The organism is Burkholderia sp. AU30280 (assembly GCF_020420125.1).
GTDB lineage: Bacteria > Pseudomonadota > Gammaproteobacteria > Burkholderiales > Burkholderiaceae > Burkholderia.
The window spans coordinates 126,977-145,603 of sequence record NZ_JAIZRY010000016.1; the positions used below are offsets into that span (position 1 = coordinate 126,977).

At 70.7% G+C, this 18,627-nt stretch carries 18 protein-coding genes and 1 riboswitch; of the genes, 9 read left to right on the forward strand and 9 right to left on the reverse strand.

From position 1 onward, the window contains the following. The first annotated feature begins 34 nt into the window (after positions 1-34). Positions 35-778, forward strand: a complete 744-nt coding sequence (locus LGN17_RS30225) for an IclR family transcriptional regulator (protein WP_226200706.1) — start codon at positions 35-37, stop codon at positions 776-778. A 113-nt stretch (positions 779-891) separates the two neighbouring features. On the opposite strand, the gene LGN17_RS30230 is transcribed toward LGN17_RS30225, so the two are convergent. Together LGN17_RS30230 and LGN17_RS30235 are read right to left on the reverse strand one after the other, a co-directional pair. Beyond that, on the reverse strand, positions 892-2,247 hold the full coding sequence (locus tag LGN17_RS30230) for a chitinase (RefSeq protein ID WP_226200707.1): 1,356 nt from the start codon (positions 2,245-2,247) through the stop codon (positions 892-894). A 250-nt stretch (positions 2,248-2,497) separates the two neighbouring features. Next, positions 2,498-3,400 carry a LysR substrate-binding domain-containing protein gene (locus LGN17_RS30235; protein ID WP_226200708.1) on the reverse strand — a complete coding sequence of 301 codons (903 nt, stop codon included), beginning with the start codon at positions 3,398-3,400 and terminating at the stop codon, positions 2,498-2,500. A gap of 94 nt (positions 3,401-3,494) precedes the next feature. Between LGN17_RS30235 and LGN17_RS30240 the strand changes: the two genes are divergently transcribed. After that, on the forward strand, positions 3,495-4,841 hold the full coding sequence (locus LGN17_RS30240) for an MFS transporter (protein WP_226200709.1): 1,347 nt from the start codon (positions 3,495-3,497) through the stop codon (positions 4,839-4,841). A gap of 54 nt (positions 4,842-4,895) precedes the next feature. Here LGN17_RS30240 and cobJ read toward each other — a convergent pair whose 3' ends face one another. The 4 genes from cobJ to cobG are packed head-to-tail and all read right to left on the reverse strand — an operon-like array spanning position 4,896 to position 9,328. Beyond that, a complete protein-coding gene (gene cobJ, locus LGN17_RS30245; RefSeq protein WP_226200710.1) occupies positions 4,896-6,617 on the reverse strand; it encodes a precorrin-3B C(17)-methyltransferase in 1,722 nt (573 codons plus the stop codon). Continuing rightward, positions 6,614-7,348, reverse strand: a complete 735-nt coding sequence (locus LGN17_RS30250) for a precorrin-2 C(20)-methyltransferase (protein WP_175955337.1) — start codon at positions 7,346-7,348, stop codon at positions 6,614-6,616. Before LGN17_RS30250 ends, cobJ begins: the two co-directional genes overlap by 4 nt. After that, positions 7,345-7,971 (reverse strand): precorrin-8X methylmutase, encoded by a 627-nt coding sequence (locus LGN17_RS30255; RefSeq protein ID WP_226200711.1) that lies wholly within the window; start codon positions 7,969-7,971, stop codon positions 7,345-7,347. Before LGN17_RS30255 ends, LGN17_RS30250 begins: the two co-directional genes overlap by 4 nt. Beyond that, the gene (gene cobG / locus LGN17_RS30260) at positions 7,964-9,328 is read right to left on the reverse strand and encodes a precorrin-3B synthase (RefSeq protein ID WP_319000878.1); all 1,365 of its coding nucleotides are present in this window, start codon (positions 9,326-9,328) and stop codon (positions 7,964-7,966) included. The genes LGN17_RS30255 and cobG overlap by 8 nt, the downstream gene beginning before the upstream one ends. Before the next feature lie 106 nt (positions 9,329-9,434). Then, positions 9,435-9,626: riboswitch (cobalamin riboswitch) on the reverse strand. 142 nt (positions 9,627-9,768) lie between these two features. Here cobG and LGN17_RS30265 point away from each other — a divergent pair. The 6 genes from LGN17_RS30265 (at position 9,769) to LGN17_RS30290 (ending at position 14,990) form a co-directional block, all read left to right on the forward strand. Then, positions 9,769-10,065: a hypothetical protein gene (locus LGN17_RS30265; RefSeq protein WP_174931460.1), complete on the forward strand. Its 297-nt coding sequence runs from the start codon at positions 9,769-9,771 to the stop codon at positions 10,063-10,065. Positions 10,066-10,179: 114 nt separating this feature from the next. Beyond that, complete coding sequence (gene cbiE / locus LGN17_RS30270; protein WP_226200713.1) at positions 10,180-11,442, forward strand: precorrin-6y C5,15-methyltransferase (decarboxylating) subunit CbiE; 1,263 nt, start codon at positions 10,180-10,182, stop codon at positions 11,440-11,442. Continuing rightward, positions 11,442-12,530, forward strand: coding sequence for a cobalt-precorrin-5B (C(1))-methyltransferase (locus LGN17_RS30275; protein WP_226200714.1), 1,089 nt, complete (start codon positions 11,442-11,444; stop codon positions 12,528-12,530). The genes cbiE and LGN17_RS30275 overlap by 1 nt, the downstream gene beginning before the upstream one ends. Further along, the gene (locus LGN17_RS30280) at positions 12,527-13,258 is read left to right on the forward strand and encodes a cobalt-precorrin-6A reductase (protein WP_226200715.1); all 732 of its coding nucleotides are present in this window, start codon (positions 12,527-12,529) and stop codon (positions 13,256-13,258) included. The genes LGN17_RS30275 and LGN17_RS30280 overlap by 4 nt, the downstream gene beginning before the upstream one ends. Before the next feature lie 43 nt (positions 13,259-13,301). Then, a complete protein-coding gene (cobM, locus tag LGN17_RS30285; protein ID WP_226200716.1) occupies positions 13,302-14,030 on the forward strand; it encodes a precorrin-4 C(11)-methyltransferase in 729 nt (242 codons plus the stop codon). A 90-nt stretch (positions 14,031-14,120) separates the two neighbouring features. Next, entirely contained in the window at positions 14,121-14,990 is an 870-nt protein-coding gene (locus LGN17_RS30290) for a hypothetical protein (protein ID WP_226200717.1), read from the forward strand. 13 nt (positions 14,991-15,003) lie between these two features. Here the strand turns inward: LGN17_RS30290 and LGN17_RS30295 are convergent, their stop codons facing one another. Further along, a complete protein-coding gene (locus LGN17_RS30295) occupies positions 15,004-16,182 on the reverse strand; it encodes an MFS transporter (protein ID WP_226200718.1) in 1,179 nt (392 codons plus the stop codon). Between the two features lie 130 nt (positions 16,183-16,312). On the opposite strand from LGN17_RS30295, the gene LGN17_RS30300 reads away from it, so the two are divergent. Beyond that, entirely contained in the window at positions 16,313-16,828 is a 516-nt protein-coding gene (locus tag LGN17_RS30300; protein ID WP_226200719.1) for a MarR family winged helix-turn-helix transcriptional regulator, read from the forward strand. A 288-nt stretch (positions 16,829-17,116) separates the two neighbouring features. On the opposite strand, the gene LGN17_RS30305 is transcribed toward LGN17_RS30300, so the two are convergent. Together LGN17_RS30305 and LGN17_RS30310 are read right to left on the reverse strand one after the other, a co-directional pair. Further along, positions 17,117-17,500, reverse strand: coding sequence for an ATP-dependent protease (locus LGN17_RS30305; protein ID WP_226200720.1), 384 nt, complete (start codon positions 17,498-17,500; stop codon positions 17,117-17,119). 374 nt (positions 17,501-17,874) lie between these two features. Further along, positions 17,875-18,579, reverse strand: coding sequence for a glutathione S-transferase N-terminal domain-containing protein (locus LGN17_RS30310; RefSeq protein ID WP_226200721.1), 705 nt, complete (start codon positions 18,577-18,579; stop codon positions 17,875-17,877). Positions 18,580-18,627: the final 48 nt, after the last annotated feature.

Consider the following 18,627-nt stretch of genomic DNA (forward strand, 5'->3'; position numbering starts at 1 on the left):
TGCGCGATCTCCCGTTCCGATTCAAGCGCTCGTCATGGACGTCAAACTCGTTGCCCGCACGCTCGACCTGTTCGAGCTGTTCGCCGCCGAACGGCGGCCGCTGCCGCTCACCGAACTCGCGCGCCTGCTCAATGTGCCGGCGTCGAGCTGCCTCGCGATGGCGCGCACGCTCGTGAGCCGCGGCTACCTGTACGAAGTGCGCAAGCGCGGCGGCTATTACCCGACGCGCCGCCTGCAGACGATCGCCGCCGCGATCGACGCGACCGATCCGGTCGTCGACATCGTTCATCCGCATCTCGTCGCGCTGCGCGACGCGAGCCGCGAGACGGCCGTGCTCGGCAAGATCCAGGGCGTATCCGTCACCTATCTCGACGTCGTCGAATCGGAGCAGGCGATCCGCTATACGCGCGCGCCGGGCGAGCTGCGCCCGCTGCATGCGAACTCGATCGGCAAGGCGATTTTCGCGGAACTGGACGGTGACGCGCAGCAGGCGCTCGGCGCGCAGTTGCCGTTCGAACGTTTCACCGACACGACAGTGGCGGACCTGCCTGCGCTCGTCGCGCAAACCGCCCGGTTTCGCGAACTCGGCTGGGCCGAGAACATAGGCGAGAGCGCGCCCGAACTGTCGGCGATCGCGGTCGCGCTGACGCTCGACGGCGACTGGTACGGGCTGTCGGTGGTCGGGCCGACCGAGCGGATTCGCCAGCATCGCGATACGCATGCGGCGCTGCTCGTCGGCGCGAAGGCCAGGCTGCTGGCGGAGCACGCGCGCGGCTGACAGCGGGCAGGGTGCCGCCGGCCAGCGGGCCGTCCGCCGGCGATCCGCTATCGACCGCCGTGAACGGCCCCTGATGCGCAAGCCTGGTGCCTAGCGACGGCCGCTACGCCGCATCACGACTTCACCCACACACCGCCCGCACTCGGGTTGTCGCCTTGCGTCCACCACTTCGCGCAGTATTTCGCGCCCTGGTACATCACGCAGGTGCCGCCTGAATACGCGGTGGTGGCAGACCACGTGGGCGTGCCGCCGCCGACCGGCTTCCACACCGCGGCCTGGCCGGGCACGTCGCCCTGCGTCCACCATTGCGCCTGATACGTCGTGCCCTGGTAGGTGACCGTCGCGCCGGCCGTGTAGACCTGGCCGGCCACCCAGGGCGCGCCCGGCTGCGGCGTGCCGCCGTCCGAGCCGCCGCCGTAGTTCGGGTCCTGCGTGACGCCCGCACCCCACTTGCCGCCGAGCTGCTTGAAGATGGTCGCGAACGCGTACGGCTGCTGCGAGACGCCCGAGCAGGTCGGCGACGCAGAGGTGCCGCCGGACGGGCAGGCCTGGTCGCGGCCAATCGACCAGTTGCCGAAGAAGCCGTAGCCGTTGGCCACCGCCGCGTTCAGCACGCTTTGCGCATTCGCGAGCGTGAAGGTTTCGCCTTGCACGTCGTTCACGCCGATCATCGGCGTGACGCCGACCATCTGCCAGAGCTGCGCATCGGTCTTCGGCTGGCCGGCCGACTTGAAGGCCGTATCGAGCTGCGAGTAGAGCGCCTGCGCGGCACTGATCGCGGCCGCGCCCATGTCGATGTTCGCCGGGCCGTAGTCCATCGCCATCACGTTCACCGCATCGAACGCGGTCTTGTTCGAGATCGCCGCGTTGACGACGTTCAGGCCGTCCTGCGTGAGCCCGGTCGGCATCGTCGGCAGCGTGAGCGTGACGTGCAGCGGCTTGCCTTGCGCCGCATAGCTCGCCTGCAGCTGCGCGACCGCCTGGAAGTTGCGCGCGACCGCGGCCGTGTCCGTCTGCGACGCGCCCTCGATGTCGAAGTCGATGTGCGTGAGGCCGTACGTGTCGATCACGGTCTGGTAGGCGCTCGCCAGCGCGGGGACGGTCGAGCACGCCTGCATCAGCGGCGTGCCGTTCGCGCCGCCGAACGACACGGCCACTTCGCCGCCTTTCGCGCGATAGCTCGCGATCGACGTCGACAGCGCGGTCAGCAGGCCGCCGCTCGCGCCGTTGCCGATCGGCTGCACGCCGCCCCACGACGGCACGCAACCGTTGCCCGCGACCACGAACGCGAGCGTGAACTGCTGGATGCCTTGCCGGACGCCGATCTGGTCGACGAGCGGCGTCGGGTAGAGCGTCACGTCGACATAGGGCGCATAGACGCCGGCGCCATGGGACACGCTCGCCACGGCGAGCAGACAACCCGCGGCAAAGGCGCGCGGGATGAAACGCGGCAACACATTGTTGTTCATTGTGTTCTCCAAGTGGAAGAGGGATACGCTGGCCCGCGTATCGCCGCCGGTCGTGCGACCAGGCATGCCCGGCCGGCGGCGTGCCCATCTTGGAGGATTCGCATCGAATAGTGAACAGTCAGGAGTTCTTTTTGTTATTTGATTCCCGATACGTAACGATCTTGCCGATTCCACACAGTTGCGGCACGCGTGACGCGGGCGATTTTCCCGATCGATCGCGCGAACCCAGACGCGCCTCGCTCGCCGTGCATCAGGCCGATGCCGGCTGCGCAAGCGAGCGTGCCAGTGCGACGAAGCGCTCGACGCACGCCGACGCGAACGGCTCGTTCCACGACACGATCTGTTCGACCGCGCGCGTGCCGGTAAGCGGCACGTAGACGACTCCCGGACGCCGCAGCGTCGCCGTGAATCCCGGCACGATCGCGATGCCGCGCTCGGCGGCCACCAGCGACACGAGCGTCGTGATCTGGGCCGCGGTCGCGCCGATCCGCGGTGCGAATCCGGCCTGCGCGCACAAGTCGTCCAGTGCAGCGGTCAATGCCGAGCCGTAACCGGGCGGAAACGTGACGAAGGTTGCGTTCGCAAGTTCCGCGACGTCGACGCTCGCACGGCCCGCGAGCGGATCGCCGGCCGGCACGGCCGCGACGAGTGGCTCGCGCGACACGACGAGCGACGCCACCGGCGCGCCGGGCGCACCGTTCCACGCCCATCCGAAGCCGATGTCCATCGTGCCGTCCGCGATCTGCTGGCGCTGGCTGGCAGTCGCCGCCTCGCGGAACGCGAGCTCGACGTCGGGCATCGTCCGGCTCGCGACGCGGATGACGTCCGGGAACGTGTCGGACATCGGGATCGAGCTCGCATAGCCGATCACGATCCGCCCGGCGATGCCTTGCGCGATCTTGCGCGCGCCCGCTTCTGCCTCGGCGGCCGCGCTGACGACGTTGCGCGCATGTTCGAGGAACGCGGCGCCTTCCGGCGTCAGCCGCACCGCGCGCGTCGAACGCTCGAACAGACGGACGCCGAGCTCGCTTTCCAGCGCGGCGATATGGCGCGTCAGCGGCGGCTGCGCGACCCGCAGGCGCAACGCCGCGCGGCCGAAGTGCAGTTCGTCGGCGACAACCACGAAATAGCGGAGGCGGCGCAGGTCGAGCATTGTTGTCGTTCCGGTATCAATCGCGATGTAAACGGTATTGGCGTGCACGCGGCGCGCTCGTCAGACTGTCGGCATCGACGACCGGGCAGCTCCGATGAACGACAGGACCACGCGCATCGCGTTCTTTCTCTGCGGCTTCGCCGCGTTTCTCAATCTGTATTCGACGCAGGGCATCCTGCACGAACTCGCGGCCACCTTCGGCGTCAGCGCGGAGCGTGCGGGGCAGGGCGTGAGCGCCACCACGACGGCCGTCGCCATTATCGCGCCGTTCGTCGGCGTGCTGGCTGCACGCATCGAGCGGCGCGTCGCGATCTCGCTGGCGGCGGCGGCCGTCGCGCTGCCGGTCGTGTGGTCCGCGCATGCGGGCAGTTTCGCGTCGTTTCTCGGCGCGCGCTTTGCCGCCGGTCTCGTCATGCCGTTCGTCTTCGCGCTGTCGATCGCCTATATCGCCGAGCGCTTCGATCGCGGCACGTCGGCCGAGATCAGCGCGCTGTTCGTCGCCGGCACGACGCTCGGCGGTTTCGCCGGCCGCTTCGCGACCAACCTGATGACGTCGATGTGGGGCTGGCGGCATGCGCTCGACGTCGTCGCGGCGCTGTGTCTCGTCACGGGCGTCGCGATCTACGCGAGCCTGCCGGCATCCCGTGCGAGCGCGCGGCGTGTCGGCCGCGAGCCGGATAGCGGCGCGGGGCCGTCCTGGCGCATCGTCACGCGCGGCCCGCTGCTCGCGTCGTTCGCGATCGGCGCGTGCGTGCTCGCGTCGCAGGTCGCGACGTTCACGTTCGTCGGCCTGCGCCTAGCCCGTGCGCCGTTCGGCTTCGGCACGGTCGGGATCGGCGCGATCTATGCGGTATTTCTGGTGGCGGTGGTCGTGACCCCGCTGGCAGGGCGCCTCGCGCGGCATCGCGGCCCGCGCGCACCGGGGCTTGCCGCGGCCGCGCTCGCGATCGGCGGGGCATTGCTCACGCTGTCCGACACCGTGCCGGTGATCCTGGCCGGCCTCGCGCTCAGCTCGACCGCCGTGTTCGTCGAACAGGCGTCGGCCAACACGTTCATCTCGCAGGCGGCGTCGAGCGCACGCTCGACGGCGATCGGCCTCTACCTGTCCTGCTATTACTTCGGCGGCAGCCTCGGCTCGATCCTGCCGGTGCCCGGCTGGCATCGATGGGGATGGGCCGGCTGCGTCGCGTTCGTGGTCGCGGCGCAGGCCGTCGTCGGCGTGCTCGTGTACCGGTTCTGGCACGCCGACGGTGCAGCCGGCTCCGCGCATGCTGACGCCCGCAGCGTCACGCCGACGCCAGGGCCTGTTCACGCTGATAACGGGCTTGCGCTGGCCCCCGGAAGGGCCGAGCGCAAGGATCGCGGCGAAGCGAATACTCGACGTATTCGCGAGGAGCATGACGCGGCGATCGGCCCTTCCGGGAGCCAGCCCCACGCATGATTTTTTCCGAACAGGGGAACGTGCGTCATTAGCGTGAACAGGCCCTAACCGGGCTCAGCGATACCAGCGCGGCGTATAGACCCACTCTCGTGCGTTGCCGATCGCGAAACGCCGCGTCGTCGACGAGCCGACGATTACCATCGTGCGCATGTCGACCTGGTCGCTGCGCAGCGCACCGAGCGTCGTCGTCGTGAGCGTTGCGCCCGGCCGGCCGATGTCGCGACCGAGCACGACCACCGTCTCGGCCGCGCGGTGCGCACGCACGACATCGAGCGCACGATCGAGCTGCCACGGCCGTGCACGCGAGATCGGGTTGTAGAACGCCATCACCAGGTCGGCCTGCGCCGCATGCCGCAGGCGCGTCTCGATCACGTCCCACGGCTTCAGGTTGTCCGACAGCGAGATCGCACAGAAGTCGTGACCGAGCGGCGCGCCGGCCTGCGCGGCCGTCGCGAGCGATGCCGAGATGCCCGGCTCCACGCGCAGGTCGACCGCGGCCCAGCGCGGATCGCGCGCTTCGTCGAGCGCTTCGAGCACGGCCGCGGCCATCGCGAACACGCCCGGGTCGCCCGATGACACGACCGCGACGCGCCGGCCGTCGGCCGCGAGTTCGAATGCGTGGCGCGCGCGCTGCATTTCTTCGCGATTGTCGGTGCCATGCACGCGCTGGTCGGCACGGAAAGGGCCCGCCATGTTCACGTAGGTCGTGTAGCCGAGGATGTCGGACGCTTGCGCGAGCGCGGCGCGTGCGGCCGGCGTGAGCCATGCTGCGCCGCCCGGGCCGAGCCCGAGCACCGTCAGGCGGCCGCGCGCACGGCCGAGCGTGGCGGGATCGACCGGATGCGACGCGACCGCGCACGCGATACCGTTCGCCGTGGCGCGCAGCGTGTGTGCGACGCGCAACGCGCGGCCAAGCAGGGCGGCGGCATCGGCGATTGCCTCGTCGTTGCCTTCGGAATCGACATCGACGAAACGCAGCGGCACGTCGAGCGTTCGCGCCGCGTCCTCCAGCACCGCATCGCCGATTACCGACGCGGGCGCCACGATGGCCGCGAGCGCGAGCCGTGCGAGACCGTGCGCATCGAGCGCGGCGTCGATGCGTGCAGCGAGCGCTTCATCGCCGTGAATCGCCTGCGCATCGACGCCCGCCACCACGCTGCGCGGATGAATCACAAGTTCGTCGCGCGTGCCGCGCCATGCATCGGGCGTCACGCGGATCGCATGCGCGGCCGCGTCGTCGCGCGGCAGCGCGACATCGTCGAGCCACGGCGCCGCGCCGTCGATGCGCGTCGACGCGCCCGCGAGCAGATCGGACACGAAGCGCTTGCCCTGGGCGAGATCGGCGAGCGCATAGCCTTCCGGCGGATTGAGCACGCACGCGCCGAAGCGCAATTCGCCGCTCGTCGTGATCGCCGGTGCGACGCCGACGCATGCGGCGATTTCCCGCGCGATCACGTTGACGCCCGTCAGCCCGCCGAGCAGCGGCACAACCGCCGATCCGTCTTCCGCCACCGCGAGCACGGGCGGTTCGATGCCTTTGTCGGCAAGCGCGGGGGCGAGGCAGCGGATCACGATGCCGGCCGCGCACAGCGCGACGATCGGCAGCCCGCGCGCATAGAGTTCGCGCAGGTGCACGCCGAGATCGTCGAACGGCACGTCCGCCGCGACGCGCGACGCGAGGCCATGCACGAGGGCGCCCGGATAGCGCGCCTGGATGCGCCGCGCGGTATCGAGCGCGCCCGCGCCGAGAATCACGATCGCGGGCGGGGTCGTCATCCTTGCCATTTTTCCCCCGGCACGACGAGCAGCGAGAAATACGGCGACGCCATCGGATCGACTTCGTCGAGCGGCACGATGCGCTGGCTCGCCATCGTCGCGCGCTCGACATACAGCGCGCGCTTCGCGAGCCCCAGCTCGTCGAGCACGCGCCGCACCTTGTCGAAATTGCGGCCGAGCTTCATCACGACGGCCGCGTCGGCCCGCGCAAGCCGCTCGCGCAGCTCGTGCTCGGGCAGCACGCCCGACAGCACCGACAGGCTCTGGTTGCGATAGACGAGCGGCTGGCCGAGCACGGCCGTGCCGCCGAGCATCGCGCATACGCCGGGGATCACCTCGGTGTCGTAGCGCGGCGCGAGGCGGTCGTGCAGGTACATGTACGAGCCATAGAAGAACGGGTCGCCTTCGCAGATCACCGCGACGTCGCGGCCCGCATCGAGGTGCGCGGCAACGATCCCGGCGGCCGTATCGTAGAAGTCGGCGATCACCGTCTCGTAGCACAGCGGCGGCGGCAGCGCCTCGGTCGTCACCGGATAGACCAGCGGCAGTTGCGTTTGCCCGTCCCGCAGGTGCGCTTCGACGATGCCGTACGCATTGCCCTTCTTGCCCTTCGCGACGAAATACGCGACCACGGGCGCGGCCTGCAGCACGCGCAGCGCCTTGATCGTCATCAGCTCAGGATCGCCGGGGCCGACGCCGACCCCGAACAGGCGTCCGCGCGCGGTCGTCATTCGACCTCCGTCGCGAGCGCATTGACCGCCGCAGCCGCCATCGCGCTGCCGCCGCGCCGGCCGAGCAGCGCGACGTACGGCACGCCGCGGCTGTCGGCATCGAGCAGCGCCTTCGATTCGGCCGCGCCGATGAAGCCGACCGGGAAACCGAGGATCAGCGCGGGGCGCGGCGCACCGGCGTCGATCATGTCGAGCAGGTGGAACAGCGCGGTCGGCGCATTGCCGATCACGACGACGCTGCCCGCCAGATGCGGACGCCACAGTTCGAGCGCGGCGGCCGATCGCGTGTTGCCGAGATGGCGCGCGAGATCGGGCACCTCGGGCTCGCCGAGCGTGCAGATCACGCGATTGCCGGCCGGCAGCCGCGCGCGCGTGATGCCTTCGGCGACCATCCTCGCATCGCACAGGATCGGCGCGCCGGCTGCCAGGGCCGTGCGGCCCGCCGCCCCGGCGCCGGCCGAGAAGCGCAGGTCGTGGACGACGTCGACCATCCCGCACGCATGGATCACGCGCACCGCGAGTTTCTCGAGGTCGGGCGGAACCTGCGACAGGTCGGCCTCGGCGCGGATCGTCGCGAACGACTGGCGGTAGATTTCCTGCCCGTCGCGAATGTAGTCAAGCATCGGTGGTGTCCTGGCTGTGCCGCGCGCCCGTCAATCGGGCCGCGGCCTGGTCAATCGTCAGATGGCGCGCGAGCGGGGCGCCGAGGCCCGCAGCGGCGTCGCGCCGGTAAAGGTCGTAGTGCGCGGGCGCAACCGCGACGAGCGTGTGCGTCGCGGGATGCGGCAACGCGCAGTGGCGCTCGCAGCCGGTCAGGTGCGCGTCGAGCGCATGGCCGATGCGCGCGGCGAGCGCGAGTGCGTCGTGTTTGGTGTCGGCGCGCGCCTTCGCGCAGCCCGCGCTGCCGGTGCATGCGACGAGCGACGCGAGCGGGTCGGACGACGCGCAGACGAGGCCGAGCGACGCGAGCGCATCGAGCGTGGCCGCAGCGCGTTGGTTCGGCACGCCGTGGAGAAACACGCCTTGCCACGGCGTCATCGACAGCGTGCCGTCGCCGTCGGCTTCGGCCAGCGCGGCGAGCCGTTCCAGTTGTGCGGCGTCGAGCCGGCCGAGCACGAATTGCGCGCCGACGTTGCAGCGCGCCTCGTCGAGAGACGAACGCACGCCGAAACGCAGCGTCGGATCGGTATGGGCGCGGCGCCAGCCGGCGAGCGCCGGATCGGCCGCGAGCGGGAAGGGCAGATAGTGCTGCGCGCGTTCGAGCAACGCGCGTTCGCCGCATGTTGCGAGCAGCGCGCGCATCCGCGTGACGTCCGCCGGCGCGAGATCGAGGAATGCAAGCAGCAGCGCGCGAACCAGTGCAGCGGTTTGATCGGGCGCGACATCGACTGAAGCGGGTGGGTCGTCGTGCGCGACCGGAGGGCAGCCGGCCAGCCCGGCAGCGACGCGCACCGCGCCGTCGCCGCGACGCCAGGCGGCCAGCCAGATGTCGTGCGGATGATCGAGCGCCGCAACCGATTCGCCGCCGTCGAGCTGGATCGAGAATTTCGGCGACAACTCGCCGCGGCGAGGCTCGCGCGCCAACAGGTCGAAGAGCGGCGCGACGAGCGCGCGGCTGTCGACGAGCGCGGCCGGGTCGTGGCCGGCGAGCGGGCTGAGCATCACGTTGCGGACGTCGTCGCTCGCGGCGAGCGCGGCCGCATCGGTGGCGGCATTCGAGGTTGTGTCGACGCGCGGGCCGAGGCCCGCGTCGAGCAACGCGCGCGTCAGCGCGTCGGCCGCGCCGTCGCGAATGCCGCGCAGCTGAAGATTCGCGCGATTGGTCGCGTCGATCGCGCCGGAGCCGCAGGCATGCGCGGCGGCGGCGATCGCACGCGCCTGGTGCGCGTCGAGCCGCCCGCCCGGCAGCTTGATCCGGCACAGCCCGCCGTCCGCGGCCGCGACCACGCGCACGAGCCCCGGGCAGGCCGACGGGCGCACGACGGGCGACGCAGGAATCGAAACGGGGGCGGAACTCAACGGGGTAGCGGGACAGTGTCGCGCCGCGGCCAACGCATCGGTACACCCCGCCCGACGCCGATTGGCACGCACGCACTTTCTGGCCGGCAGGTCTCCTGGCTGACAGGTCGGCGCCGGCTCCCGGCCTTCCCGGTGGAACCAGTGGCATGAGGGGGAGATCGGCTCGCTGTCTACAGTTGCGGGGGCAGCCACAGCGGCGCGCGGCGCGCCCTGTGTTCCCTCTTCGGCCCCGAGGGGCACCGGCGAACGAACGGCCGTAGGATACCCGATTTTCGCGACGATCCGGCATCGGCGATGCGCCGCACAACCGCGTCGCAGCACGGCCGCAGCCGGTTTTGCGCTGTCTCGCAAATGGTACGATTGGCGGCTCGACATCAGATCGGCGACCGCCGGGATCCGCGATGAAACTCGGCAGGACGGAGCTGTTCGGCATGGGCATTGCACTGGGCTTGCTGGCCATCCCGGCCTGGATGCTGCTCGCGTGCATACTGATCCCGCTTGCACCGTCGGCCGAGTGGCCGAAGAATGTCGGGCTCGCCGGCCTCGGCGTGCCGATCGTGGCGGGTGGCACGTTCCTGTACAGGAAAATCGGCGCGCGGCCGCTCACGTGGCTGCTGCTCGGGTGGCTGCTGATCGCGTCGATCGGCGGCATGTATCTGGGCTTGCTGGTCTTGATTGGCCCTGTGCCGCGCGGCTGACGTCGTCGCCGTATCGCACCGGCCACGCTCGGCACATCAACGGATCAACGCGTGGCGGCCCGGCCGCCGCGCATCGCAACACACGGTAGGGAATCGAACGATGAGGAAGGGTGCATGACGGCGTGGCTGACGGTAGTGGGCATCGGCGACGACGGTTACGCGGGGCTCGGGCGCGCCGCGCGCCGCGCGCTGCTCGACGCGACGCTCGTCGTCGGCGCGAGGCGGCATCTCGACATGCTGCCCGCGCGGCTGCCGGCCGCGCGCGAAACGTGGCCGTCGCCGTTCGATCTCGCGGGCGTGCTCGCGCGCCGCGCGTCGCCCGTCTGCGTGCTCGCCAGCGGCGACCCGATGCTGTTCGGCGTCGGCGCCACGCTCGCGCGCACGCTGTCCCCGGACGAATGGCGCGTGCTGCCCGCGCCGTCGTCGCTGTCGCTGGCGGCCGCGCGCCTCGGCTGGGCGCTGCAGGATGTCGGCGCGGTCTCGCTCGTCGGTCGTCCGCTTGCGACGCTCGCGCGCCACCTGCTGCCCGGCCGCCGCCTGTTCGTGCTGAGCGCCGACGGCCGCACGCCGGCCGCCGTCGCGGCCGAACTCGTCGCACGCGGCTTCGGGCCGACGCGCATCAGCGTGTTCGAACATCTCGGCGGCCCGCGCGAGCGGCGTCTCGACGGGCTCGCACAGGACTGGCGCGTCGACGCAACGGCCGAGCTCAACCTGGTGGCGCTCGACTGCCAGGCCGGCCCCGACGCGCCGCGCCGCGCGCTCACGCCCGGCCTGCCCGACGATGCGTACCGTCATGACGGCCAGCTCACCAAGCGCGATCTGCGCGCAATGACGCTCGGTCGCCTCGCGCCCGCGCCCGGCGAGCTGCTGTGGGACGTCGGCGCCGGCAGCGGCTCGATCGGCATCGAATGGATGCGCGCGCATCCGTCCTGCCAGGCGATCGCGGTCGAAGCGCATGCGGAGCGGCAGCGCTTCATCGAGCACAATCGCGATGCGCTCGGCGTGCCGGGCCTGCAGCTCGTCGCCGGCCGCGCGCCCGATGCGCTCGCGGGGCTCGCCGCGCCCGACGCGATCTTCATCGGCGGCGGGGCAAGCGCGACCGGCGTGCTCGACGCGTGCTGGGCAGCGCTGAAGCCCGGCGGCCGGCTGGTCGCGAACGCGGTCACGCTGCAGGGCGAGATGGCGCTCGCCGCATGGCGCGAGGCGCACGGCGGCACGCTGACGCGCGTGTCGCTCGCGCACGCCGAGCCGCTCGGCCGCTTCGATACGTGGCGGCAGCCGTTGCCGGTCACGCTGTACGACGTGCGCAAGCCCGACGCGGCCGGCCTGGCCGACACGAGCGCATCGTCGGCCACGACGAACGCAACGGACGCGTGATGCGCGACGAGACCCCCGAACAGCCCGCGCCGCTCCGCTTCGGCTACACGACCGGCAGCTGCGCGACCGCGACGTCGCTCGCCGCCGCGCGGCTGCTGCTCGCGGGCCGGGCGGACGACGCGGTCGAGATCGTGTTGCCGAAGGGGCAGCGCGTGATGATGCGGCTCGAGTTTTGCCGCACCACGGCAGACGGCGCGGAAGCCGGCACGATCAAGGACGCCGGCGACGATCCGGACGTGACGCACGGCGCGCTGATCTTCGCGCGCGTCGCGCTCGCGTCGGCGCCCGGCGTGCGGTTTCATGCAGGGCCGGGCGTCGGCACGGTCACGCGCGCGGGGCTGACGCTGCCGGTCGGCGAACCGGCGATCAACCCGGTGCCGCGCCAGATGATGACGACGCACCTGGAAGCGCTCGCGATCGCGCACGGCTATGCGGGCGGCTTCGACGTGACGATCGGCGTCGAAGACGGCGAGGCGCTCGCGCTGAAGACGATGAATCCGCGCCTGGGCATCGTCGGTGGTTTGTCGATCCTCGGCACGACCGGCATCGTGCGGCCGTTCTCGTGCTCGGCCTACATCGCGTCGATCCACCAGGGCATCGACGTCGCGCGTGCGAACGGTATCGCGCACATCGCCGCGTGCACCGGCAACGCGAGCGAGGACGCGATGCGCGCGCACTACCACTTGCCCGACATGGCGCTGATCGAGATGGGCGATTTCGCGGGCGCGGTGCTCAAGCACCTGCGGCGCGCGCCGGTCGCGCGGCTGTCGATGTGCGGCGGCTTCGGCAAGCTCAGCAAGCTCGCGGCCGGCCATCTCGACCTGCACAGCCGCCATTCGAGCATCGACCTGCCGCTGCTCGCGCAGTGGGCGGCCGAGGCCGGCGCAGGCGATGCGCTGCAGGCCGCGATGCGCGCCGCGAACACGAGCCAGGAAGCACTGAAGATCGCACATGCCGACGGTGTGCCGCTCGGCGATCTCGTCTGCGCACACGCGTTGCGCGTCGCACGCGACATCGTGCCGCCGTCGGTCGCCGTCGAGATGTTCGCGATCGACCGGCAAGGCCGCTTCGTCGGGCAGGCGCGATGACGACGCGCATCCTGCTGCTCGGGGGCACCGGCGATGCGCTGAAGATCGCGCGCTCGCTCGGGCCTCATCACGTCTACAGTCTGGCCGGCCTCGGCAAGGTACCCGACGACCTGCGCTGCGACGTACGCGTCGGCGGCTTCGGCGGCGCTGCCGGGCTGGCCGCGTATCTGCGCGGCGCCGGCATCGGCCTCGTGATCGACGCGACGCATCCGTATGCCGCGCGGATCAGCGCGAATGCCGCCGCCGCGGCGCGTGAAGCGGGCGTGCCGCTGTGGGCGCTGCGCCGCGCGCCGTGGGCGCCGCAACCCGGCGACGACTGGCGCATGGTCGACGACTGGGCCGGCATCGAGGCCGCGCTTGCGCCGTTCAGGCGGCCGCTGTTCACGCTCGGCCGCGAACCGCTCGCGCATCTCGACGCGATTGCGCCACACCAGTTCTGGCTCGTGCGCTGCCTCGACGCGCATCCCGGCAACGCGCACGCGCAGATCATCGCCGCGCGCGGGCCGTTCACCCTCGACGGCGAGCGCGCGCTGTTCGCGCTGATGGGCATCGACGTCGTCGTCAGCAAGAACAGCGGTGGCGCGGCCACCGAAGCCAAGCTCGACGTCGCGCGCGAACGCAGGCTGCCGGTCGTGATGCTGCGCCGGCCGGCGCTGCCCGACGCCGACCGCGCGTTCGACTCGGCCGCGGCGCTCATCGACGCGCTCGATCCCGCCGCACGCGCATGATGCGGTACGGCGGGTCACCCCATGAATTGACGGAGATTTTTCGATGACGGTGTATTTCATCGGCGCGGGCCCCGGCGACCCGGAGCTGATCACGGTGAAGGGCCAGCGCCTCGTGCGCACCTGCCCGGTGATCCTGTATGCGGGATCGCTGGTGCCGGCGGCCGTGCTCGACGGCCATCGCGCGGAGCAGGTCGTCAATACGGCCGAGCTCGACCTCGACGCAATCGTCGCGCTGCTCGCCGGCGCGCACGCGAAAGGGCAGGACGTCGCGCGCGTGCATTCGGGCGACCCGTCGCTGTACGGCGCGATCGGCGAGCAGATTCGCCGGTTGAAGGCGCTCGGGATTCCATACGAAATCGTGCCCGGCGTGACGGCCACGGCCGCGTGCGCGGCGACGCTCGGCGTCGAGCTGACATTGCCCGGCGTCGCGCAGACGGTGATCCTCACGCGCTTCGCGGGCAAGACGACGATGCCGGAAGGCGAAACGCTCGGCTCGCTCGCCGCGCACCGCGCGACGCTCGCGATCCATCTCGGCGTGCGCCATCTCGGCCGCATCGTCGACGAAGTGCTGCCGCATTACGGCGCCGATTGCCCGGTCGCGGTGATCTATCGCGCGAGCTGGCCCGATGAAGAACGCGTGACCGGCACGCTCGCCGACATCGTCGGCAAGGTGCAGGGCACGCAGATCGAGCGCACCGCGCTGATCCTGATCGGGCGCGTGCTCGACGCCGAGGGGTTCGCGGATTCGACGCTGTACGCAAGCGCGGGCTGATCGCGCGCAGGCCGGCCACGTTCGGGCAGAATGGGCCACTTCGCGCGATCACGGCACGCCGTGCAAGCGACCTGACAAGGACAACGTCGAATGCGTACCCTGACTCGATCACGCAGGTTCGGCCTGGCGGGATTGACGGCCGCTCTGCTGGCGGCCTCCACGGCCAACGCCGCCGCTGAAGCCAATGAAGCCCGCGCCGTGCCCTTGGTCGAGGTGGCGAAAACCGCCGTGCCCGATCGCGACTGGCCGCGCAAGGTCTGCGCGTTGGCGTCGGCATCGTGCGGCGCCTCGGGCGAGTCAGGGGATGCGGACAGCGCGCCGTCGCTGTACCGGGCCAGGAACGACGCGGCGGGCCTCTACTATGCGATCCTGCCGGGCCCGCAGCTGCTGAAAGTGAGTTTCGCGTCCGGCACCGGCTGGAAGGTCGTGCAGCAGTGGAATTTCTCCGACTACCGGCCCACTGACCGGGTCGAAGGCGATGGCGAGCCGCCGCCGCTGCGGATCTACCCCGCGCTGTATCCGCTGGGCGGCGAGCGCTTCGCGGTCGCGGTGCTGGCCGGTTGGTCCGAAAGTTATTCCGGCGGGGGCGGAAGCTGGGAAAACGCCGACTTCGTCGAACTGCGACCGAACGGCGGGCATGCCCGCACGCCCCGTGCAGCGAAGCTCCCGTTCAGCTGCAACAAGCAGATTCGCGCCTGCTTCACGGAGCATGACTATCAGCACTCGCCGCATTGCAGCGAAGACTTCGACGGTTCGCTGCGGCTGCGCTTCGTGCCCGGTGCGAGCGCCGGCGATCTCGACTGGATCGCCACCTGGAAGGAGAGTCATTGGCCAGGCCAGGAACCCCGGAGCAAGACCGGGCAGACGTCGGTTTCCGTCACGCTGCCGGCAGGGCGAGACCCGGTCGCCGCAGGCAACGCGCTGCGCGACAAGATCCCGTTTTGCGAGCCGGTCAACTGAGCGGCCGCCGGCGCTACGCACGCGCCGCGTGCAGCACCCGCTTCGGCGCAAACCCCGCCGCCAGCGCGAACAGCGCGACACACAGGCAGGCCATCGCGATCCAGGCGGGCGTCAGGTCCGCGAGATGCTGGCGCACGATGCCTGCCGCGAACGGAAACAGTCCGGCGATCAGGTAGCCGACGCCCTGCACGAAGCCCGTCAGCGACGCGGCATCGGCCGGTGTCGCGGCATGGTCGACGGTGACGATCAGCGACAGCGGAAACAGCGCGCCGATCCCCGCGCCCAACAACAGCGCGGCCGGCAACGCCAGCGCTTCGGGCGCGGCCAGCATCACCAGCAAGCCGACGAACAGCGACGCGATCGCCGCATGCAGCGCGGGCCGGCGATCGGGCAGGCGGTCGATTGTCGCCGAGATCGTCAGCCCCGCGACGACTTCCGCGAGCGTCACGCCGCCGAGCAGGCTGCCGGCCGCCGTCGGCGACCAGCCGAGCCGCATGTAGTACGGCGGCAGCCACGCGAGCACGAGCGTGTACGCGCCGGTCGCGATGCCGAAGAACAGCGCGAGCCGCCACGCGCGCGCCGAGCGTGCCGGCTGGGCGTTCGACGCCGACGTCGGCCCGGCGGCGAGCGCGTCGCCGCCGCGACTGGCCAGCGGCCACGCCAGCGCGGCCACCGCGGCCGGCAGCGCCCAGCCCGCGAGCGCGGGGAGCCAGCCCCAGCGCGCCGCGGCGAACGGCGCGACGACGCTCGCGAGCACGGCGCCGCCCATGATCGACGTCGAATAGACGCCCATCGCACCGCCGATCCGCGTCGCGAAATGTGCCTTCACGAAGCCGGGCAGCAGCGCCTGCACCATCGCGATCCCGACACCCGCGCAGCAGGCGCTCGCGAGCAGCAGCCATGCGTGCTGCGCGCCGATGCGCGACACGCAGGCCAGCCCGATCAGCGCGACGCCGAGCCAGACGCCGCCCGCGATGCCGGTCAGGCGCTGCAGGCGCCGCGCACTCAGTGCGCCGAGCCCCATCAGCAGGATCGGGATCGTCGTCAGCAGGCTGGCCGCGCCGTCGCTGATGCCGGTCGCCCGCTGGATCATGTCGAGCAGCGGGCCGACCGCGGCAAGCGCCGGCCGCAGGTTCAGCCCGACGAGCACGATGGCGGCGAGCCGCCATCCGGGGGAAGAGAAGCGATTCATTGCAAGGCCCTCGAAATCGGTGCGCGAGCCCCGGTGAGGCGCGGCGCGTTCTTCATGTAAAGTATCTCGACATCAAGATAAATGCTGATTTATCTCGACGTCAAGATAACTGGTGAGCCGAGGAGGGTTAATGGATCGAGCCGCGCATGCGCTCGCACAATGGCGCGCCGAGCGTCCGGATCTCGACGCGTCGTCGATGGTGGTGATGGGGCGGCTGCAGGAAGCGGCGCTGGTGATCGCGCGCGACCGTCTCAATCCGCTGTTCGCGCGCTACGGGATGCAGCCGGGCGAATTCGACGTGCTCGCCACGCTGCGGCGTGGCGGGGCGCCGTTCGCGCTGACGCCGACGGCGCTGTACGACGCGCTGATGATGTCGTCGGGCGGGATGACCGCGCGCATCGACCGGTTGCAGAAAGCCGGCTGGGTGGAGCGCCGGCCGAACCCGGCCGACGGGCGCGGCACGCTCGTCGCGCTGACGGAGACGGGCCGCGCGCTGATCGACGAAGCGGTCGTCGCGCACATCGACAATCAGCGCGCGCTGCTGGCCGTGCTGTCGGAGGCGGAACAGGCGCAGTTGTCACAGCTGCTGGGAAGGTTGCTGGCGGGGATGGCAGACGGGGCGCCGAAAGGGGCGGACGGCGAATAGCGCCGCCGGACGCGTGATGCACACGCGCGTGGCGGGCAAAAAGCATGCTTCGTGAATTTATCGTGGACGCCGCTTGTCGACGCGCCTGTCCGCCCCATTGCAGCCGGTCGAGCCGTTGCACGATCGACGGCCCATATCAGGGCATGACGGCCACGCGTTCCGAAGATCCGAAAGCGCGTCCTGCCTCAGCGGATCGGTTGCAGCTACCAAGCGCCCCGCGCACCACGTGACTGCCCCGACTCCAGCCACGCACCCGGCAAGACTCGCGGCCCCGACGGCAAGCAAGGATCAGAGATCTCCGCGCACTTCGCCGGTTCCCAGCGCGCTCCGCTGCCGGTTGACTTCCGCCCAGAGCTCATCGCTGTCGTCTTCGCGCAGCACGACCATCCAGTCCAGTTGCTCGTCGGTCACGCCGAAGTATTCCAGGATTTCGCGGCGCACCGCATCGACGAACTGCGCGTACTCCGGAGTTGCCTGGGCCTGCGCGTGCAACGCGTCATATTCCGCATCGTCCGCGCCACCGCCATGCTCGTCGATATAGCGCGAGATCCACTGGTCTCGTTCGTGGTCGTAGTCGGCCTCGGCGCGCATCGCTTGCAACGCCGTGTGTAAATCCAATTGCGCAAACGCGGCGATCGCCGCCGTCGTTGCCGCGTCGAATGTAGTCGTCATTCCATTTCTCATATCGGTCATCGCACATCGTCGCACGGGCCGCACCCGGGCAGGCGCCTCGCATCCGCACCGCGCAACACGCCGCCTGGCGTCGGCGTTCGATCCGGGCAAAGGCACGCTGACCGGAAGGTTCACGCCTTCCAGGGCGCCACGCATCGGGACCGCCCGCGCGACAGGGCGCTCATTGTGCCGCACTGCAAGCCCGCGATGAAGACAACCGGGTGCGGCCGAGCGCACCACACGTCTCGAGCGTATCGCCGCAAGCGCCACGCCGGGCACTTGAACGCCCATGCGGGCGCCGGTCGTGAACGGCGCGGCATGGGCGAACTCGAACGGCCGACCTTGGGCGGTGGCCGTTGCGCTTTCCTGGCCGATCAGCCTCGCGCCGGAATATTGAGCCCGCGCGCGACAGCCGGACGCGCCACGAACGCGTCGAGCACCCGCGCGACGTTCCGGAATTCGCTGAAGCCGACCAGGTCGCCTGCTTCGTAGAAGCCGACGAGGTTGCGCACCCACGGGAAGATCGCGATATCGGCGATGGTGTATGTATCGCCCATCATCCACTGGCGGTTCGCGAGGTGCGCGTCGAGCACGCCGAGCAGGCGCTTCGATTCGTCGACGTAGCGGTCGCGCGGGCGCTTGTCCTCGTAGTCGCGGCCGGCGAACTTGTGGAAGAAGCCGAGCTGGCCGAACATCGGCCCGATGCCGCCCATCTGGAACATCACCCACTGGATCGTCTCGTAGCGGCCCGCGAGATCCTTCGGAATCAACTGGCCCGTCTTGTCCGCGAGATAGATCAGGATCGCGCCCGATTCGAACAGCGGCAGCGGTTTGCCGTCCGGGCCGTCCGGGTCGACGATCGCCGGGATCTTGTTGTTCGGGTTCAGCGACAGGAACGCGGGCGAGAACTGGTCGTTCGTGTCGAAGCGCACGAGGTGCGGCTCGTACGGCAGGCCGGTTTCCTCGAGCATGATCGACACCTTGACGCCGTTCGGCGTCGGCAGCGAGTAGAGCTGGAGACGGTCGGGATGCTGGGCCGGCCACTTTTGCGTGATCGGGAAGGCGGACAGGTCGGGCATGGGGGTTCGCTCGTCGAAGTGGAGGTTCCGCGCTCCGTCCCGGCTGCC

Excerpts from the sequence above, each read along its gene's own strand:
- LGN17_RS30310 (WP_226200721.1), bottom strand. The coding sequence starts at position 18,579 with ATGCCCGACCTGTCCGCCTTCCCGATCACGCAAAAGTGGCCGGCCCAG.
- LGN17_RS30235 (WP_226200708.1), bottom strand. The coding sequence starts at position 3,400 with ATGCTCGACCTGCGCCGCCTCCGCTATTTCGTGGTTGTCGCCGACGAA.
- LGN17_RS30255 (WP_226200711.1), bottom strand. The coding sequence starts at position 7,971 with ATGCTTGACTACATTCGCGACGGGCAGGAAATCTACCGCCAGTCGTTC.
- LGN17_RS30295 (WP_226200718.1), bottom strand. The coding sequence starts at position 16,182 with ATGAATCGCTTCTCTTCCCCCGGATGGCGGCTCGCCGCCATCGTGCTC.
- LGN17_RS30265 (WP_174931460.1), top strand. The coding sequence starts at position 9,769 with ATGAAACTCGGCAGGACGGAGCTGTTCGGCATGGGCATTGCACTGGGC.
- cobJ (WP_226200710.1), bottom strand. The coding sequence starts at position 6,617 with ATGACGACCCCGCCCGCGATCGTGATTCTCGGCGCGGGCGCGCTCGAT.
- LGN17_RS30280 (WP_226200715.1), top strand. The coding sequence starts at position 12,527 with ATGACGACGCGCATCCTGCTGCTCGGGGGCACCGGCGATGCGCTGAAG.
- LGN17_RS30240 (WP_226200709.1), top strand. The coding sequence starts at position 3,495 with ATGAACGACAGGACCACGCGCATCGCGTTCTTTCTCTGCGGCTTCGCC.
- LGN17_RS30305 (WP_226200720.1), bottom strand. The coding sequence starts at position 17,500 with ATGACGACTACATTCGACGCGGCAACGACGGCGGCGATCGCCGCGTTT.
- LGN17_RS30290 (WP_226200717.1), top strand. The coding sequence starts at position 14,121 with ATGCGTACCCTGACTCGATCACGCAGGTTCGGCCTGGCGGGATTGACG.
- LGN17_RS30225 (WP_226200706.1), top strand. The coding sequence starts at position 35 with ATGGACGTCAAACTCGTTGCCCGCACGCTCGACCTGTTCGAGCTGTTC.
- LGN17_RS30275 (WP_226200714.1), top strand. The coding sequence starts at position 11,442 with ATGCGCGACGAGACCCCCGAACAGCCCGCGCCGCTCCGCTTCGGCTAC.
- cbiE (WP_226200713.1), top strand. The coding sequence starts at position 10,180 with ATGACGGCGTGGCTGACGGTAGTGGGCATCGGCGACGACGGTTACGCG.
- LGN17_RS30250 (WP_175955337.1), bottom strand. The coding sequence starts at position 7,348 with ATGACGACCGCGCGCGGACGCCTGTTCGGGGTCGGCGTCGGCCCCGGC.
- LGN17_RS30230 (WP_226200707.1), bottom strand. The coding sequence starts at position 2,247 with ATGAACAACAATGTGTTGCCGCGTTTCATCCCGCGCGCCTTTGCCGCG.
- LGN17_RS30300 (WP_226200719.1), top strand. The coding sequence starts at position 16,313 with ATGGATCGAGCCGCGCATGCGCTCGCACAATGGCGCGCCGAGCGTCCG.
- cobM (WP_226200716.1), top strand. The coding sequence starts at position 13,302 with ATGACGGTGTATTTCATCGGCGCGGGCCCCGGCGACCCGGAGCTGATC.